The 18,172-nt window shown below is 73.3% G+C and carries 15 protein-coding genes; 8 read left to right on the plus strand and 7 right to left on the minus strand.

Going from position 1 to position 18,172, the window contains the following annotated elements; genetic code table 11:
• Window positions 1-70: 70 nt before the first annotated feature.
• From KO717_RS01515 to KO717_RS01530, 4 genes are all read left to right on the plus strand, one after another.
• On the plus strand, window positions 71-1,960 hold the full coding sequence (locus tag KO717_RS01515; RefSeq protein ID WP_301363917.1) for an ABC transporter ATP-binding protein: 1,890 nt from the start codon (window positions 71-73) through the stop codon (window positions 1,958-1,960).
• Between the two features lie 7 nt (window positions 1,961-1,967).
• A complete protein-coding gene (locus tag KO717_RS01520) occupies window positions 1,968-2,351 on the plus strand; it encodes a VOC family protein (protein ID WP_301363918.1) in 384 nt (127 codons plus the stop codon).
• Window positions 2,352-2,492: 141 nt separating this feature from the next.
• Entirely contained in the window at window positions 2,493-3,857 is a 1,365-nt protein-coding gene (locus tag KO717_RS01525; protein WP_301363919.1) for a (2,3-dihydroxybenzoyl)adenylate synthase, read from the plus strand.
• A 64-nt stretch (window positions 3,858-3,921) separates the two neighbouring features.
• Window positions 3,922-4,419, plus strand: a complete 498-nt coding sequence (locus tag KO717_RS01530) for an HIT family protein (RefSeq protein ID WP_301363920.1) — start codon at window positions 3,922-3,924, stop codon at window positions 4,417-4,419.
• A 2-nt stretch (window positions 4,420-4,421) separates the two neighbouring features.
• On the opposite strand, the gene KO717_RS01535 is transcribed toward KO717_RS01530, so the two are convergent.
• Window positions 4,422-4,769 carry a hypothetical protein gene (locus KO717_RS01535; protein ID WP_301363921.1) on the minus strand — a complete coding sequence of 116 codons (348 nt, stop codon included), beginning with the start codon at window positions 4,767-4,769 and terminating at the stop codon, window positions 4,422-4,424.
• A 195-nt stretch (window positions 4,770-4,964) separates the two neighbouring features.
• Between KO717_RS01535 and KO717_RS01540 the strand changes: the two genes are divergently transcribed.
• On the plus strand, window positions 4,965-5,849 hold the full coding sequence (locus tag KO717_RS01540; RefSeq protein ID WP_301363922.1) for a sigma-70 family RNA polymerase sigma factor: 885 nt from the start codon (window positions 4,965-4,967) through the stop codon (window positions 5,847-5,849).
• A gap of 79 nt (window positions 5,850-5,928) precedes the next feature.
• Here KO717_RS01540 and KO717_RS01545 read toward each other — a convergent pair whose 3' ends face one another.
• On the minus strand, window positions 5,929-6,645 hold the full coding sequence (locus KO717_RS01545) for a FadR/GntR family transcriptional regulator (protein ID WP_301363923.1): 717 nt from the start codon (window positions 6,643-6,645) through the stop codon (window positions 5,929-5,931).
• A 131-nt stretch (window positions 6,646-6,776) separates the two neighbouring features.
• Here KO717_RS01545 and KO717_RS01550 point away from each other — a divergent pair, with 131 nt between their 5' ends.
• Both KO717_RS01550 and KO717_RS01555 read left to right on the plus strand, forming a co-directional pair.
• A complete protein-coding gene (locus tag KO717_RS01550; RefSeq protein ID WP_301363924.1) occupies window positions 6,777-7,298 on the plus strand; it encodes a gluconokinase in 522 nt (173 codons plus the stop codon).
• 13 nt (window positions 7,299-7,311) lie between these two features.
• Window positions 7,312-8,709, plus strand: coding sequence for a GntT/GntP/DsdX family permease (locus KO717_RS01555; RefSeq protein WP_301363925.1), 1,398 nt, complete (start codon window positions 7,312-7,314; stop codon window positions 8,707-8,709).
• Here KO717_RS01555 and KO717_RS01560 read toward each other — a convergent pair.
• The 5 genes from KO717_RS01560 to KO717_RS01580 all read right to left on the minus strand — a co-directional run bounded on the left by KO717_RS01560 (window position 8,695) and on the right by KO717_RS01580 (window position 16,525).
• Window positions 8,695-9,639, minus strand: coding sequence for a hypothetical protein (locus tag KO717_RS01560; RefSeq protein WP_301363926.1), 945 nt, complete (start codon window positions 9,637-9,639; stop codon window positions 8,695-8,697). The genes KO717_RS01555 and KO717_RS01560 overlap by 15 nt on opposite strands.
• A gap of 179 nt (window positions 9,640-9,818) precedes the next feature.
• Window positions 9,819-11,330, minus strand: a complete 1,512-nt coding sequence (locus KO717_RS01565; RefSeq protein WP_301363927.1) for a cytochrome P450 — start codon at window positions 11,328-11,330, stop codon at window positions 9,819-9,821.
• Window positions 11,331-11,420: 90 nt separating this feature from the next.
• Window positions 11,421-11,930: a protein-tyrosine phosphatase family protein gene (locus tag KO717_RS01570; RefSeq protein WP_301363928.1), complete on the minus strand. Its 510-nt coding sequence runs from the start codon at window positions 11,928-11,930 to the stop codon at window positions 11,421-11,423.
• A 62-nt stretch (window positions 11,931-11,992) separates the two neighbouring features.
• Entirely contained in the window at window positions 11,993-12,748 is a 756-nt protein-coding gene (locus KO717_RS01575; RefSeq protein WP_301363929.1) for a serine hydrolase, read from the minus strand.
• Between the two features lie 168 nt (window positions 12,749-12,916).
• Complete coding sequence (locus tag KO717_RS01580; RefSeq protein WP_301363930.1) at window positions 12,917-16,525, minus strand: S8 family serine peptidase; 3,609 nt, start codon at window positions 16,523-16,525, stop codon at window positions 12,917-12,919.
• Window positions 16,526-16,689: 164 nt separating this feature from the next.
• On the opposite strand from KO717_RS01580, the gene KO717_RS01585 reads away from it, so the two are divergent.
• The gene (locus KO717_RS01585; RefSeq protein ID WP_301363931.1) at window positions 16,690-18,171 is read left to right on the plus strand and encodes an MFS transporter; all 1,482 of its coding nucleotides are present in this window, start codon (window positions 16,690-16,692) and stop codon (window positions 18,169-18,171) included.
• Window position 18,172: the final 1 nt, after the last annotated feature.

Consider the following 18,172-nt stretch of genomic DNA (forward strand, 5'->3'; position numbering starts at 1 on the left):
GCGCCCCGTGCGGGCGATCCCGGACCGAATGCTTGACCTGAAGTTCGGTTGAGGTCCTAGCGTTCGGGCCATGGACATGGAAGTCACCGCCTGGACCTCGCTGCACAGCGCGATCAACGCCCAGCAGGACCGCCGCCCGCTCTCCCGGGCCGGTCTGCGCCGCGTCGCCTCCTTCGCCCGTCCGCACCGCCGCGGGCTCACCCTCTTCCTCCTGCTGAGTGTGGTGACCGCGCTGCTCGCCGTGGCCACTCCGGTGCTCGCCAGCCGGGTCGTCACGGCCATCGTGGAAGGCGGCGACAGCTCCGCGGTCACCCGGCTGGCCCTGCTCATCGCGCTGATCGCGGTCGCGGAGGCCGGGCTCGGACTGCTGACCCGCAGACTCTCCGCCACCCTCGGCGAGGGGCTGATCCTGGATCTGCGGACGGCGGTCTTCGACCACGTCCAGCGGATGCCGGTCGCCTTCTTCACCCGGACCCGGACGGGTGCCCTGGTCAGCCGCCTCAACAACGATGTGATCGGCGCCCAGCGGGCCTTCAGCAACACCCTGTCGGGGGTGGTCGCCAATACCGTCACCCTGCTGCTGACCCTCACCGTGATGCTCAGCATCTCCTGGCAGATCACCCTGCTGGCGCTGGTGCTGCTGCCGGTGTTCGTGCTGCCGGCCCGCCGGATGGGGGCGCGGATGGCGGCGATGCAGCGGGAGGCCTCCGCGCTGAACGCCGCGATGGGCACCCAGATGACCGAGCGGTTCTCCGCCCCCGGCGCGACGCTGGTCAAGCTCTTCGGGCGGCCCGCCGACGAGTCCGCGGAGTTCGCGGCCCGGGCGGCGCGGGTGCGGGACATCGGGATCCGTACGGCGATGGCCCAGTCGGCCTTCATCACGGCCCTCACCCTGGTCTCGGCGCTGGCCCTCGCGCTCGTGTACGGGCTGGGCGGGTTCTACGCGCTGCGCGGTTCCCTGGACGCCGGTTCCGTCGTCGCCCTCGCCCTCCTCCTGACCCGCCTGTACGCCCCGCTGACCGCACTGGCCGGCGCCCGCGTCGAGGTGATGAGCGCGATGGTGAGCTTCGAGCGGGTCTTCGAGATCCTCGACCTGAAGCCGCTCATCGCCCAGAAGCCGGACGCCCGCCGGGTGCCGCAGGGGCCGGTGGCCGTGGAGTTCGACCGGGTCTCCTTCGGCTACCCGGCCGCCGACAAGGTCTCGCTCGCCTCGCTGGAGGAGGTCGCCACCCTGGACGCCCGGGGCGGTACGCAGGTGCTGCACGAGGTGTCCTTCCGGGCCGAGCCGGGTCAGATGGTGGCCCTGGTCGGGTCGTCCGGCGCCGGCAAGTCGACCATCGCGCAGCTGCTGCCGCGGCTGTACGACGCCGACGCGGGCGCGGTCCGGCTCGGCGGGATCGACGTACGGGACCTCACGGCCGACTCGATCCGCGAGACGCTCGGCATGGTCACCCAGGACGGGCACCTCTTCCACGAGTCGGTACGCGCCAACCTGCTGCTGGCCCGCCCGGAGGCCTCCGAGGAGGAGATCTGGGAGGCCCTGCGGCGCTCGCGGCTGGACGGGCTCGTCGCCTCGCTGCCGGACGGACTGGACACGGTGGTCGGGGAGCGCGGCTACCGGCTCTCGGGCGGGGAACGGCAGCGGCTGACCATCGCGCGGCTGCTGCTGGCCCGGCAGCGGGTGGTGATCCTCGACGAGGCCACCGCGCACCTGGATTCCACCTCGGAGGCCGCGGTGCAGGAGGCGCTGGGCGAGGCCCTGGCGGGCCGGACCGCGGTGGTGATCGCGCACCGGCTGTCGACCGTACAGGCGGCGGACCTGATCCTGGTGGTCGAGGACGGCCGGATCGTGGAACGGGGCACGCACACCGGGCTGCTGGCGGCGGGCGGGCGGTACGAGGAGCTGTACCGCACCCAGTTCGCGGTGTCGGGCGGCGAGGCACCGGTGCCGGGAGCATGATGCTCTGATGGACATCAAACTGGAGCTCGTCGCGGTCCCCGTCACCGACGTGGACCGGGCCAAGGCCTTCTACGAGAAGCTCGGCTTCAACGCCGACCACGACGTCACCGTCAGCGAGGACATCCGCTTCGTCCAGCTGACCCCGCCGGGCTCGGCCTGCTCGATCGCGATCGGCAAGGGGCTGACCCGGATGACCCCGGGGTCGCTGGACAACATGCAGGTCGTCGTCACCGACATCGAGGAGGCGTACGAGGACCTGCGCGGCCGGGGGGTGGAGGTGACGGAGATCCAGGACCTGCCGTGGGGCTCCTTCGTCTACTTCTCCGACCCCGACGGCAACGGCTGGGCGGTCCAGCAGACCACGCCCCGCAAGCCGGCGGACCCCGCCTAGACAGTCTCTTCCGGGGACGCCGGTTGGACGTTCCGCCGAGGGCAGGGCGTGACCGTGGTCGGGAAAGCGCCTTGCCCGCAGTCCTGTTGACGGCTTGGCTGGCCGGGGTCAGGACGGCAAGGTGACTCCCGGGGGAAGCGAATGGCATCCATGCTCGACGGCTGTACGCCGTGGCCCGCCGCGTTCGCCGACCGTTACCGGGCCGCCGGGCACTGGCGCGGCGACACGCTCGACGACCTGCTGCGCGACCGGGCCCTGCGGTACGGGCCGCGGACCGCGCTCGTGCACGGCGGTACCCGCATCACGTACGCGCAGCTGAACCGGCGCGTGGACCGGATGGCCGCCGGGTTCCGGCTGCGTGGCCTGCGGTCCGGGCAGCGGGTCGTCGTGCAGCTGCCGAACGTTCCCGAGTTCGTCGTCACCGTGTTCGCGCTGATGCGGGCCGGCGCGGTCCCCGTGCTCTGCCCGATGGCGCACCGCGCGGCCGAGGTGTCCCACCTCGTGCGGGTCGGCCAGGCCGTCGGCTACGTCGGTCCCCCGGCCCACCGGGGTTTCGACCTCACGGCGATGGCCGCGGACATCGCCGCCCAAGGGCCTTTCCTGCGCCGGGTGTTCACCTTCGAGGCGCCGGGCGAATCGTCCCCGTACGGCGGCTTCACCGTCGATCCGGCGGGGTGCCAGTACTACCCCCTGGGCTCCCTCGACTCCCCGCCCGACCGACCGCTCGCGCAGAGCGCGGACCAGGTGGCGTTCTTCCTCGTCTCCGGCGGTGCCACCGTGGAGCCCGCGCTCGTTCCGCGCACCCACGACGACTACGCCCACCAGGTCCGGGCCGCCGCGGAGCTGGTGTCGCTCACCGAGGACGACGTGTACCTGGCCGCGCTCCCCGCCGGGTCCGACTTCGCCTTCGGCTGCCCCGGCATCGTCGGCACCCTCTCGGTCGGCGGCACAGTCGTGCTGTCCGAGGACCCGGGGGCCGCCGCATGCCTCTCGGCCGTCGAGCGCGAGCGGGTCACCGTCACCTCGCTGGAGCCCGCCGTCGCCCGGCGCTGGCTCGACCTGCTTCCCTCGGTCCGGGCCGACCTGAGCAGTCTTCGTCTGGTGCAGATCGGCGGCGGCCCCCTGGACCGGGCGACCGCCGAACGGGTGGGTCCCGGGCTGGGCTGCCGCCTGCAGCAGGTCTTCGGCACGGCCGAGGGGGTGCTCACCCTCACCCGTCCCGGCGATCCGGACGAGACCGTACTCAGCACGCAGGGCCGCCCGCTCTCGCCCGACGACGAGATCCGCGTGGTCGACGCCGACGGCAGGGACGTGCCCGACGGGGAGAGCGGCGAGCTCCTCGCCCGTGGTCCCCGCACCCTGCGGGGCTACTACCGGGCGCCCGGCCGCAATGCGCGCTCCTTCACCCCCGACGGCTACTTCCGCACCGGCGCCCTCGCACGGCGCACCCCGGACGGCGGCCTGGTGGTGACCGGCCGCCTCGAGGGGTTCCCGTCCGCTCCGTGACGGGCGGGGAGCCCGGTGGGAGGATGTGTCGATGCCGACACCGATGCCGATGGACCGTGAACCGATGGATCTCGAGGCCTACGTCGAACGGACGCGCGGCGGACCGTGCTTCGTCTGCGCCTTCCTCGCCGGGCATCCCGACTACGCGCACGAGACCGTCTTCGAGGACGAGCACCACGTGGCCTTCCTCGACCGCTGGCCCACGCTCCCCGGAAAGGTCCTGGTGGCGCCCAAGGCGCACATCGAGCACGCCGTGCGCGATCTGGACCCGGCGGCCTACACCCGGCTGATGCTCGTCGTACGGGAGGTCGCGCTCGCTGTCGAGGACGTCTTCGACAGCGAGCGGACCTACCTGTACGCGCTGGGGAGCAAGCAGGGCAACGCCCACCTGCACTGGCACATCGCGGCGCTGCCGCCCGGGGTTCCGTACGAACGGCAGCAGTTCCACTCCCTGATGACCGAGAACGGGGTCCTGTCGCCGTCGCCCGCGGAGCAGGCCGCCACGGCAGAGCTCCTGCGCGCGGCCGTCGCCGCGCGCGGAGCCCTCGAACCGCCGCGGTGAGGTCAGGCCTCCGCGGCGGCGTGGTGGTGGTCGAGCTCCCACGCGTGGTGCTTGAACTCGTGACGGAAGTCGGCGTGGTCCTCCCACTGGCGGGCGATGCCGCGCAGTACGTCCCAGTTGTGCTCCACCGACTGGTCGATGACGCGGCGCATGGCCGGTTCGGCGGATTCCCGCTTCTCGATGAGGCCCTTGACGGCGGAGGCCTCCAGGACGGAGTTGCGCAGCGCGCGCAGGGCGCGGGAGGTGTCGTCCATGGCGAAGCCGTGTTCGCTGCCCGTCGCCTCGTCGAACAGCGGGGTGAGCCGCGCCTCGATGAATGCGGTGATCCGCTCGAAGTGCTGCACGTCCATCGGGGGCTCCCTCTCCTGCCGGACCACGCTGTGTATCCGGCGTCTCCACTCGCTCCTGCTGTTCGGGAGCCATTATCCAGCAGTCCCCGGCCTGGTCGGTCCCTGCCCGGAGCACCGTCAACTCCCCCCTCACCAGGGCATTTTCCTCGTGATCTATGTTGATGCTCTGGTGTGGGCAATCGATACGGGGGACCGGTGGACGGGAATTCAGGGCTGACAGAACGCTTCGAAGAGCACCGCTCTCATCTGCGAGCGGTGTCCTATCGCATGCTCGGCTCGCTCGCCGAGGCCGATGACGCCGTCCAGGAGGCCTGGCTGCGCCTGAACCGGTCCGACGTCGGCGATGTCGAGAACCTCGGCGGCTGGCTGACGACGGTCGTGTCACGCGTCTGCCTGAACATGCTGCGCTCGCGTGAATCCCGGCGCGAGGAACCCATGGAGGCCTATCCCTCCGACCCCGCCGTCAGCCGTGCGGACACCGTCGACCCCGAGCAGGAAGCCCTGCTGGCCGACTCGGTCGGACTGGCGCTGCTGGTGGTGCTCGACCAGCTGGCACCGGCCGAGCGGCTCGCGTTCGTGCTGCACGACCTGTTCGCCGTGCCCTTCGACGAGATCGCCCCGATGATCGAGAAGTCCCCGGCGGCGACCCGTCAGCTCGCCAGCCGCGCCCGGCGCCGGGTCAAGGGGGCGCCGCGGGTGCCCGAGGCCGATCTGACCCTGCAGCGCCGGGTCGTGGACGCCTTCCTCGCCGCCACCCGCGGCGGGAACTTCGACGCGCTCGTCACCCTGCTCCACCCCGACGTGGTGCTCCGGGCCGACCAGGCCGTCGGACCCACCCCCGCCCCGATCCTCATCCGCGGCGCCGTCACCGTCGCCACGGGTGCGATGGCGGCGATGCAGCGGGCCCGGTCCACGGCGCCGGCCCTGGTCGACGGAACGGTCGGCCTGGCGATGGCTCCGCTGGGACGCCTGTTCCTGGTGCTCGGTTTCACGATCGAGGACGGCCTGATCACCGAGATCGACATCGTGGCGGAACCGGAGCGCCTCGGCGCGCTCGAACTCGCCGCGCTCGATGTCTGAGGGACGGCCGTCCGGCCCCCGCAAGGGGCCCTAGCGAATTCCGTGCCGCGGCCGCCCGTTCCGGGCCGCGGTACGGCGCTCAGGGCGCGAGGACGTCCAGTTCCTCCAGCGCGCCCACCGCGATCCGGCGGGTCAGTGCCTCGGCGCGCGGCGCGTCGCCCTCGCGGACCGCCTCGGCGACCTGGACGTGCAGGGTGACGGCGGCGGGGTCGGGGTCGTGGAACATCACCGCGTGCTCGGTACGGCCGGTCAGGACCTCGGCGACGACGTCCCCGAGGCGGGCGAACATCTCGTTGCCGGAGGCGTTCAGCACGACGCGGTGGAAGGCGATGTCGTGCCGCAGGTAGCCCTCCAGCTGGTGGCCGCGCGAGGTGCGGACCATACCGAGGGCGGCTTCGGTGAGTTCGGCGCACTGCTCCGGGGTGGCCAGCGTCGCGGCGAGCCCGGCCGCGACCGGCTCGATCGCGGAGCGCAGCACGGTCAGGGACCGCAGTTGCCGGGGCCGGTCGGTGCCGGCCAGCCGCCAGCGGATCACGCGCGGGTCGTAGACGTTCCACTCGTCGGTGGGGCGCACGATGACACCAACCCGGCGGCGGGACTCGACCAGGTGCATCGACTCCAGGACGCGGACGACCTCCCGTACGACGGTGCGGGAGGCGTCGAAGCGTTCGGCGATCTCGTCGGTGCGCAGGACGCTCCCCGGGAGGTACTCCCCCGCCGTGATCGCGAGGCCGAGGGTGTCCAGCACGTGGGTGTGGAGCCCGGGCCCCTGGCCGGGAGTGCCTTCGGTGGTCATGGCGTAAGCGTACGGTGACGTTTCCGCCGACAAAAGATGTGACGTTTCCAACCTGAAGCTTGAATACGTAGTACTTAATGCGCTTCAGTGGTGCCACACGAACCGATGTCGACGAGGACAGCGAGGTAGGCGTGAGCACCCAGCGCGTCATTGTGGTGATGGGCGTGGCCGGTACGGGCAAGACGACCGTGGGGCAACTGCTCGCCGAGGCCCTCGGCATTCCGTACGCGGAGGGCGACGCCTTCCACCCGGCGGCCAACGTCGCCAAGATGTCGGCCGGCATCCCGCTGGACGACGCGGACCGTTGGCCATGGCTGGACGCCATCGGCGAATGGATCCGCAACCGCGCCGGCCTGCGCGGTGGTGTGATCGCCGCCTCCTGCCTCAAGCGTGCCTACCGCGACCGGCTGCGCGCCGCTGCCCCCGGGGCCGTCTTCGTGCACCTCGCCGGTGAGCGCCCGCTGATCGAGAGGCGCATGGCGGAGCGCAAGGGCCACTTCATGCCGACCAGCCTGCTGGACTCCCAGTTCGCCGCGCTGGAGCCGCTCCAGGACGACGAACTCGGCGTCGTCGTCGACGTGTCCGGGTCCCCGGAAGACATCACCGAACGGGCGCTGGCCGCCCTGCGTCAACTCCCCGCACACGAGAACTGAGGAATCCCCCACCGTGACCGGTCTCAGCGTCGAGACTCTGGCAGCGGCCGCCCCCGGACCGATCACCTCGGCCGGGAACACCCAGCTGGGGATAGCCGTCCTCGCGGGCATAGCCGTCATAGTCCTGCTCATCACCCGCTTCGAACTCCACGCCTTCCTGGCCCTGACGATCGGCTCGCTGGCCCTCGGGGTCTTCGCCGGCGCACCGCCCGCCAAGACGATCGCCGGCTTCACCGCCGGACTCGGCGCCACGGTCGCGGGCGTGGGCGTACTGATCGCGCTCGGCGCGATCCTCGGCAAGCTGCTGGCGGACTCGGGCGGCGCGGACGAGATCGTGGACACGATCCTCGCCCGCGCCAAGGGCCGGGCCATGCCGTGGGCGATGGTGCTGATCGCCTCGGTGATCGGGCTGCCGCTCTTCTTCGAGGTCGGCATCGTGCTGCTGATCCCGGTGGTGCTGCTGGTCGCCAAGCGGGGGAACTACTCCCTGATGCGGATCGGCATCCCGGCGCTGGCCGGCCTGTCGGTGATGCACGGGCTGGTTCCGCCGCATCCCGGACCCCTCGTCGCCATCGACGCGCTCCACGCGAACCTCGGGGTCACCCTCGGACTCGGGGTGCTCGTGGCCATCCCGACCGTGATCATCGCCGGGCCGCTGTTCTCGCGTTACGCGGCGCGGTGGGTGGACATCCCGGCACCGGAGCTCATGATCACGGAGCGCCCCTCGGCCGAGTCGGAACACCGCCCCCGGTTCGGGGCCACGGTGTTCACCGTGCTGCTCCCGGTGGCGCTGATGCTCGTCAAGGCCTTCGTCGACATCGTGGTCGACGACCCCGCCGACCCGGTGCAGCGCGTGACCGATGTCGCGGGCTCCCCGATGATCGCGCTGCTCGCGGCCGTCCTGGTGGGCATGTTCACCCTCGGCCGGGCGGCCGGCTTCACCCGGGACCGGATCTCGGCCACGGTGGACAGGTCCCTGGCCCCGATCGCGGGCATCCTGCTGATCGTGGGTGCGGGCGGTGGCTTCAAGCAGACACTGATCGACGTCGGCGTGGGTCAGATGATCCTGGACGTGTCCGAGAACTGGGCCGTGCCGACCCTGTTGCTGGCGTGGCTGATCGCCGTGGCCATCCGTCTGGCCACCGGGTCGGCGACGGTGGCCACCATTTCGGCGGCCGGGCTGGTGGCTCCGCTCGCGGCGGACATGTCCACCACCGGGACCGCACTGCTGGTCCTGGCCATCGGGGCCGGCTCGCTGTTCTTCAGCCATGTCAACGACGCCGGCTTCTGGCTGGTCAAGGAGTACTTCGGGATGACCGTCGGCCAGACCCTGAAGACGTGGTCGGTGATGGAGACCATCATCTCGGTGGTCGGCCTGGGCCTCGTGCTGCTGCTGTCACTGGTCCTGTAGCTGGGCGGCGGCCAGCGCGAGCCCGCCCGCCGCCGTGGCGCAGCGCGCCGCGAGCCTGGTGACCTCGGCCCGCAGGGCCTCGGTGTCCTGGCCTTGCCACCCCGGCGCCATGGCCGCGACCCGCAGCCGGACCGCGTGCGTGCGCAGCGCGGCCGCGTGGCCGCCGAGACCGCCGTCCGGCGGCAGCGGCGCCGGCCGGGGCGGCCGGGCGGTGACCCGGCGGCGGGCCGGGCCGGGGGTGGGCGCGGCCCCCGTCGTGGCTGGCCCTTCGGGCTGGGCAGGACCCCGGTCGCAGAAGGCCCAGAAGGCGGCGCCGAGCCCGAGGACCGGTTCGGCGGTCTCGGCCCGGCCGGTGGCGACCTGCCAGCCGGCGTGGTCGTTGAAGGGGTTCGCGTCGGTCAGCGCGTGCCAGGCGAGGATGTCGGCGAAGGACGGGGCCAGCAGCGCGAAGGCGTGCCCGGCGCCGCGCTCGCGCATGATGGCGCGGAACAGCCGGACGGCCTCGCCCTGGCGGCCCGCTCCGACGGCGCCCAGGACGGCGGCCGCGCCGGGATCGTCGAACAGTTCGGGGCGGTCGGCGCTCGCGGCCCGGATCCGGGCCTTCAGCCCGCAGACGGCGATGCTGATCGCAAGGCTCTCCCGGCCCGCCAGGATTCCGGCGAGCCTCCCGGCGCGGGCCACCCCCCGGCCGCGCGGGGCCCAGCCGAGGCCCGACGGGTCGGTGAGCGTACGCAGCAGGGTGCGCCAGCCGAGCCGGGTACGGCCGCCCCGGGCGAGGGCGGCCGCGGGCAGCCGGGCGCCGAACGCCAGGCCGGAGGCGTAGCGGGCGGCCTCACCGACCGCGTCGGCGGCCTCGGCGAGGGCGCGGCACGGGGCGTCGAGCAGGTCGATGTCCGGGGCGGTGGACGCGGAGGTCGCGGCGTCGGGCATGTGATCCTCGGGGGGTTCGGCGCGGGCTCGGGGACGGACAGGGTCGGGCGGGGACGGACAGGGGCGGGCGGGGCGGGCTGGGTCGGACCGGTCGCGCAGGGACGGGCAGGGACGGATCGGAGTCGGACGAGGTCGGGTACGAACGGGACCGGGACCGGGCCGGGCGCCGGGGCGCGCCCTCAGCGGCGGGTGAGCCTGAGCCGGATGCCCTGCGGATCGAGCGTCGCCGGGAGCGGTCCCACCGGGTCCAGCACCGGCCGGGTGCCTGTGACCCGATGGCCGCGCAGCACCTCGGCACAGAGCGCGGCGGTGGCCATCAGGCCGAGCTGGTCGCCCGGGCAGCGGCCGCCGCCGTGGCTGAAGGGCGCCATCCGGATGTCCTGGTCCGCTCCCGGGTTCTTCCACCGGCCGGGCACGAACACGTGCGCGGCCGGTACCCGTTCGGGATCGCGCTGATGGAACGCGGCGGGCACCAGCACCGAGGTGCCGGCCGGGTAGCGCACGCCCCGCCATTCGGTCTCGGCGCGGGTGACGCGGATCAGGTCGGGCACCACCGGGTACAGCCGCAGGGACTCCCGGACGCAGGCCCGCAGCCGGGGCAGTTCGCCCCGGTCCGCACCGGCGGCGGCTTCGGCGGCCGCCTCGGCCGTGGCCAGGTCCTGCTCCGCGGGGTGCGCCCCGAGCAGGAGCAGGGTGCGCAACAGGGTGTCCGGGACGGCGTCCATGGCCAGCAGCCAGTGCTGGGCCTGGCCGACGGGGTCGAAGGTGCCGGCCGGATCGGCGTGGCGGGCGGCCCGCCCGACGAGGGTGTCGACGCCGGCCCGGGCGGCGTACTCCTCGATGCGGGCGCGGGCCCTGTCGTGCACGGAGCGCAGGGAGCGCGCCCGGCCACCGCGCGAACTCCTGCTCTCGGCGCGCAGCTGGGTGAGCCATCCGCTCAGCTCCTCGTCCGCGGCTGCCGCGTCGCCGAGCACGATCCGCCGGGCGGCGCGGTGCACGGCGTACCGGGCGCGGGCGAGGTCGAGGGTGACAACGCCGGAGGCGGGGGCGGTCAGGTGCCGGGCCTCCTCGGCGAGGGCCGCGAGGAAGGTCCCGCAGGAGGGGTGCACGGGCCGGCCCGCGGCCAGCACCTCGGCGCTGACCTCGCGTCGCTCCGCACGGAGCTCGCTGCGGGAGCAGCCGGAGTCGGCGGGCTCCTCGGGGTTCAGGCCCCGGCACTTGTCCGGCGGGGCGGCCGCGAGGAGGCTGACTGGTTCGGCGTAGAAGCGGCGCAGGTCCTGCGCGTCGAGGAGGACGAGGACGGTCCGCCCGGAGCGGGTGCGGACCAGGGCGGGCGCGTCCCCGTGGCGTGCGCGCAGGGCACGCAGCGCGGCGGCGGAGGTGCGCACCTCGCCGGGGCGGGGCCGGGTCAGTCCGCGCAGCAGGACCCCGAAGCCGGCGAGGGCCGTCCGAGCGGTGGTTTGCCCGACCGGGGCCTGGGCCGGGGCGGGGGCCGCGTACCGCAGCGATCGCTTTACGGGCGTCCGCCGGCCGGGGGCTCCCGCGCCCAGCCCGGGCACGGCCGGCCCGCGGTCCGCGAGCGGTGCCTCACCGCGGGGTGACCGACCGGCTCGCTCGGGGCGGCGGCGGGCGGCGAGGGCCCGTACCCGGGCTCGGAGCCCGTCGAGGGCGGCCCCTTGGACCGTACGCATCCGTGCACCTCCGCGGCGGGAGCGACAACGCTCGGCGACAACGGCATCACCGTACGTCCCACCTGCGCACTCCGCGCCCCGAGGACCTCGTCAGGGGTCCAGCCCGACCAGCAGCGCCGCGATGTCCAGCCCGGCGGTGAGGTAGGAGGTGAAGGCCTCGTTGTGCAGGGCCCATGGCGAGCGGCCGCGGCGCACACGGGCGATGGCCTCGGCGGGTGTCAGTCCCCGGTCGACGAGGCACTGGGCGACGACGAGACCGGACCTGTTGTAGCCCGAGTGGCAGCGGACCAGTGTGGTGAGGCCCGAGTCGAGGGCCAGTCCCGCGGTGCGGGCCAGGCGCTGGACGTCGTGGAGCTGGCCGGGGGTGAGCTCGGCGTCCGGCATCTCCGCCACGACGTGCTCGGCCCGTGGTCCCGGGCCGTGGCCGGTCCGGGTGAAGAGGCTGATGACGAGGTCGAACTCGTCCTCCACGACGACGGGCCACAGTTCACCGGCCGGATCGGTCCAGTAGTGGCCGCCCATCCACAGGCCCGGTGCGATCTCGTCCCACGGGGAAGTCGGCCCGGGTACGTCCCGGTCGCGCCGGCGGGTCTTCTTCATACGGGCTTCATACGGGCCGCGACCTCCTGGGGACGGCCTTCAGGATCTCACACAACAGACCGTCATTCAGGGGTAGTTGAAGCGAAGGCCGCTTCGCGGAAGGCGGTGCGCGGCGTGCCTCGCCCGGCGGTCGGCAGGAGGACCGCCCAGCAGCGGTGCCGGGGGGAGATCCAGAGGGCCGCGCCGCCGTCCTGCGGGGCGTGGTGGGTCCAGACCCCGTGCGAGGCGGGGTCCCAGAGCAGGCCGCGGGCGGGGGTGAGTTCACCGGTGCGGATCCGGAGCGACTCGGTGGTCCAGGCGCGGCTGATGCCCGCCGGGGCCGACGGCTCCGCCGGGTCCAGGAGGCGGCACAGGAAGCGGACGAGGTCAGCGAGGGGCGCGCGAAGGGTGCCGTCGGCGAAGTGGGTGCCGGTCATCCCCAGGGGGTGCCAGACCCGGGTGGCCGCGAGGTCGGCGAGCGGGCTGCCGGAGAGCTGCTCGGCGAGGCGGGCGAGGTAGATGAGGGCGGCGGTCCCGCCCGGGTGCGTGAGGAGGTGGTGGGCGGTGGTCCCGGCGGGGACGCCCTCCGCGGCCGTGTCCCCGTAGGCGGCGAGCGGCGTGTGCAACCGCAGCGCGCCCTCGTCGACGAGGCTGCCGATGACCGGCCAGAGCACGAGGACGGCGGCAAGGCCGTCCACGTCGAAGGCGGCGTCGGCCGGGTGCTCGCCGTCCGAGCCCGCGTGCGGGCCCTCGGGGCCGCCGACGGCCCACACCGCCCCGGGGTCGGTGGACTCCACGAGGGCCCGGACGGCGGTGGCCTGGTCGCACAGGGAGGTCATGGTCGCCCACGTTAACGAGCCGGGCGCCGCCCTGGTGGCAGGCCGCCGCGAGGTGCGGGCTGCCGCCACCCGAATGCCCGCGCGGCGGGAAGGGGCGGGAAGGAGCAGGAGGGAGCAGGAAGGGGCGGGGCGCCCACAGGCACCCCGCCCCGTGTTCTACCGGCCGGGCTAGCTCTTGTCCGGGCGGTCGGTCACCCGCAGGGTGTTCAGCAGGGGCTTGCCGAATCCGCTGTGCGTGACGAAGCGGACGTTGAGGACCCCGTCCGTGACCGTGACCGTGTACGTACGGGTCAGGGCCTTGTAGGTGCCCGCCTCCAGGGAGATGTCCAGGGAGGGCAGGACCTGCGTGCCCTCGGCCAGGACGTCGAAGACGCGCTTGTTGGGCTTGGTGGAGGAAAGTTCGGCGAAGCCGAGCTCCACCGTGTACGTACCGTTCGGCACGTTGTCGAAGCGGTACTCGTACATGCCCTCACGGGCGTTGCGGAAGAGCCGCTGCTCGTCCGTGCCGGCGATGGTGCGGCCCGTGGCCTCCACGGTGCTGTTGCCCTGGTAACCGTACGAGCCGGGCGTGTACTTGCGGTCCGGGGACCAGGCGTCACCCAGGCCGTCCGTGGTGGTGTAGCCGGATCCCGCGTCCAGGCCGACCTGGTAGCGCGGGACGACGACCTTGACCGGGACGGAGAGCACCGGGGTCCGGCCGCTCGCCGAGGTGATCTTCAGGTCGGCGGTGAGGACCGCGCCCGGGGTCAGTCCGGTCGTGTCGACCGAAAGGGTGAGCGGGGTCTTCGCGCCGGTCGCGAGGGTGCCGGTCGCCGGTGTGGCGGTCAGCCAGGTCGCGTCTTCGGAGACCGTGAACTCCGTGCCGAGGCCCGGGTTGGTCAGCTCCAGGGTCCGGGTCCGCTGCTGGTTCGCCGGGAGGACGACCTCCACGGACGGCTTGGACGCCGTCACCTTTCCGGTGCGCAGGGACTGCGTCACCGCCGTGACGTCGGCGGCCTTGACGTTCACCGTCGCCGTGGCGGACTCGTACTGGGGTGCCGCCAGCGAGACGGGGAGCGAGCCCGACGGGCTCTGGACGACGTATCCGCCGTCCGCCGCCGTGGTCGCCGACACCGCCGTGTCACCCGTGCCGACGGTCACCGTGGCGCCCGCGACGCCGTTGCCGTCGTTGGCGTCGAGCACCCGGCCCGCCACCACACCGCTCTTGGTGGTGCGGAAGGCGATCGAGAGGCCGTCCGTGATGACCGCGGTGTTGAAGGAGTACTTGAACGCGTCGGTGCCGGCCGCGTTCTCCACACCGACGGTGGCCGTGGAGCCGCCCTTGATGCCGGTGCCGCCGGTCCCCTTGTAGGAGTAGGAGACGGTGCCGTCCTCGCCGATCGTGGCCGAGAAGGAGAACTTGTCGGCCTGCGCCGACCAGTGGGACACCTGGCGCCACTCGATCACGTAGCTGCGGTGCGGAGCGGTGCCGGTGACTCCGGTGAAGACGCCGGAGCCGCTGCCCGCGGCGCCGACGACGAGGTCGTCCCAGAACGGGTACAGGGCCGCGTTGGGCGTGGCCGTGCTCGGGATGTCCCCGTTGATGTCGCCGGTGTTGTTGCCGCCGAAGCTGACGGTGCCGTTGGTGCCGATCCAGGCCTGGCCGTACGTCTTGCCGTACAGGGGCAGCGGGAAGGGCAGGTCGACGCGCTCGGTGGTGTTGTCACCGGTGAGCGCGAGCTGGCGGGTGCCCTCGGTGTACGGGCGGTCGCCCGCGGCGGCGCAGGCGTAGCCGTAGCCGTCGGTGCGTTCGGGCAGGTTCACCGCGACGGTGGTGTCGCCGGCGACGGTGACCTTGGCCGTGCCGCCGGTGACGCAGCGGGAGGCGTGGGTGGCGTTCACGTCGTACGTGCCGTGCGGCAGGGTGACCTCGAAGCGGCCCTGGGCGTCGGCGGTCGCGGTGACCGGAGTGTCCGCGATGGTGACGGTGGCGCCCGCGGCGGGGCCGGCGGCCGAGGAGACGGTGCCGGTGAGCTTGCCGGAGGCCGCCTGGGTGAGGGTGAAGTCGCCGGTGGCGGTGCCGTTCTCGGTCACCGTGGCCGTCGCGGTCTGCTGTCCGTAGCCGAACTTGGCGGCGGTCAGGGTGTAGTCGCCGACCGAGAGGGAGGCGAAGCGGTAGCTGCCGTCGGCCGCGGTGGTGGTCGTACGGTCGATCGGGCCGTCGGCGGTGATCTTCACGCCCGCGACGGGCTGGTCGCCGGAGCGCACGGTGCCGCCGAGCGCGCCGATGGCGCCGCGCGGGGCGGCGGTCACGGCGGCGAGGACGTCGAGGCGGCCTTCACCGAAGACGTTGTTGTCGGCGGCGTTGCCGCCGCACTGGCTGCTGTCGGTGTCCAGGGCGGTGCCGTCCAGGAGCGACTCGGTCTGCGCGATGTCGCCCTCCAGGGCGGGTGCGGCGGACCAGAGCAGGGCGACGGCGGCCGCGGTGTGCGGTGAGGCCATCGAGGTGCCGGAGAAGGCCTCGTACCCGCCGCCGGGGACGGAGGAGCGGACGTTCACGCCGGGGGCGGCGATGTTCGGCTTGACGATGCCGCCGGGGCCGGCGCCGCGCGAGGAGAAGGACGCGATGGCGTTGTTGATGTCGAAGGCGCCGGAGCTGTAGGAGCTGGCGTAGTCGCCGGGCGAGCCGGCGGTGTTGCAGCTCGGGCCGGCGTTGCCGTTGGAGAAGGCCGGGAAGATGCCGGCGGCCCGCCAGGTGTCGACGATCTGCTGGTACCAGGTGTCGCCGCCGCTCCCGCCCCAGGAGTTGTTGACGATGTGCGGGGCGAGGTCGGGGCGCGGGTTCTGGCCGCTCGGATCGGTCGGGGCGACGATCCACTGGCCCGAGGCGAGGAGGGAGGCCTCGGAGCAGGAGTTCGACTCGCAGCCCTTGGCCGCGATCCACTTGGCGCCGGGGGCCACGCCGATCTTGTTGGCGCCGCCGTCGTCGCCGACCATCGTGCCCATCGTGTGGGTGCCGTGGTCGTTGTTGTCGCAGGGTGCCGCGGTGGTGCACACGCCCGCGGGGTCGAACCAGTTGTAGGCGTGGTCGTAGGTGCCGTCCGCCTTCTTGCCGCGGTACTGGTTGTTCACGGCCGGGTGGGTGTAGTCCACGCCGCTGTCGATGTTGGCGACGACGATGCCCTCGCCGCGCACCCCGACCTGGTCCCAGACCTGCGGGGCCTTGATCCGGTCGATGTTCCACTCGATGGCGTCGGCGACGGCCTTCTCCCGCTTGCCCTCGGTGGGCTTGGGGAGGGCGACCTTGTCGTCGGCGTCGATCCGGGCGACCTCGGGGCGCTGGGCGAGGGTCCCGGCGAGCTTCTGGCTGCCGACGACGCGCACGGCGTTCACGATCCAGTACGAGGTGTACTCGGCGCCGGCGCCCTGCAGGGCCTTGACGACCTCGGCCTGGCTGCGCGCGGCGTGGTCCTTCTTGATCCGCAGAACCGTTTCAGCCTTGGCGGCGCGGGTCTGCTGCTTCCCCGCGGCGGTGAGGTCGGCGGCGCTGTCGAGGTAGACCCAGAAGGCCGCCTTGGCGGACTCGTCGAGCTGGGCGCGGAGCTTGGGCTCGATCTTGCGCTCGGCCGCGGTCGGGGCGGCGGGGCCGGGGTCCGGCGCGGCCGCGGCGACGCCCGCGCCGATCGGCAGGAGCAGGACCGAGGTGAGGGCGGCGAGCGCCGTGCGTAAGGACCGTGCGGGCCTTGCCGACCTTGTGGGCCGTAAGGCTCGTGGGGACCGGTTGTCGCGTTGGGCCACGTGTTGTCTCCTCGTACGCCGTGTGCGGGTTGTGCGGGAAGGGTGCGCGTGACGTGCGCGGGTCATGGTGAAGGAGGCGTCATGCTCATTACAAGGGGGGCTTTTCGGCCGTCCTGCAGCTCGCCCCGGTGGCCCGTACCGGCCGCGCGGGCCAGCCTGAAGACATGACTGCGCCCGCCGTGCCGTCCGGAGCCGGTGTCCCGATCGCGTCCGCGCGTGGCCGGTGGATCCTGCTGACCACCGTGCTCGGGTCGACCATGGCCATGCTGGACGGGACCGTGGTGAACGTGGCGCTGCCGCGCATCGGGGAGGATCTCGACGCCGACCTGGCGGTGCTCCAGTGGACGGTGAACGCCTATCTGCTGACCCTGGCCGGGCTGATCCTGGTCGGCGGGTCGCTGAGCGACCGCTTCGGGCGGCGCCGGATCTTCGTGCTCGGCGTGGTGTGGTTCGCGATCGGCTCGCTGCTGTGCGGCATCGCGCCGAACGCCGGGGTGCTGATCGCCGCGCGGGCCCTGCAGGGCATCGGCGGGGCGCTGCTGGCGCCCGGCTCCCTGGCCCTGATCCAGGCGTCCATCCGCGCCGATGACCGGGGGCGGGCCATCGGCCTGTGGTCGGGGCTCGGCGGGGTGGGCGCGGCCGTGGGACCGTTCCTCGGCGGCTGGCTGGTGGACGGGCCGGGCTGGCGGTGGGTGTTCCTGCTGAACGTCCCGCTGGCCGCGGTGTGCGTGCCGGTCGCGCTGCGGCACGTACCGGAGTCGCGGGACCCGCAGGCGCACGGGCGGTTCGACGTGGCCGGGGCGGCGCTCGGCGCGAGCGCCCTGGGGCTGGTCACCTACGCGCTGATCGAAGCCCGGTCGGGCGCGCCGGCGGTGATCGTCGCGGCCGTGCTCGGGGTCCTGCTGGGCATCGCCTTCGTCTACGTGGAGCGGCGGCGGCCCGATCCGATGGTGCCGCCGGACATCTTCGCGTCCCGGCTGTTCACCGCGGTCAACCTGGTCACCCTGTGCGTGTACGGGGCCATCGGCGGGTTCTTCTTCCTCGCGGTGCTCCAGCTCCAGGTGGTGTCCGGGTACTCGGCGCTGGCCGCCGGGGCCTCCATGCTGCCGACGACCCTCCTGATGCTCCTCCTGTCGGCCCGCTCGGGTGAGCTCGGGGAGCGGATCGGGCCGCGCATCCCGCTCACGGTGGGGCCGCTGCTCTGCGCGGGCGGAACGCTGCTGATGCTGCGGGTGGGGCCCGCGGCCTCGTACGTACGGGACGTGCTGCCCGCGATGGCCGTCATGGGCATGGGCCTCGTGGCCCTGGTGGCCCCGCTGACCTCGACCGTGCTCGCCTCGGTGGATCCCGGCCGGGCGGGCCTGGCCAGCGGCATCAACAACGCGGCGGCGCGCGTCGCCGGGCTGCTCGCGGTGGCGGCGCTGCCGCTGCTGTCCGGAATGGGGCCGGAGTCGTACCGTTCGGCGACCCAGTTCGACGCCGCTTTCGGGCGGGCCATGCTCTGGTGCACCGGGGCCTTCGTGGCCGGCGCCGCCCTGTCCTGGGCGACCGTACGCTCCCCCGTGCCCGAGGCGTGCCATCCCCAGTGTCATACGTACTGCGCGGTGACGGCCCCGCCGCTCGAACCCCGTGAGGAGTCCGGCTGAT

This window comes from Streptomyces xanthophaeus, from assembly GCF_030440515.1.
In the GTDB taxonomy this organism is placed as follows: domain Bacteria; phylum Actinomycetota; class Actinomycetes; order Streptomycetales; family Streptomycetaceae; genus Streptomyces; species Streptomyces kutzneri.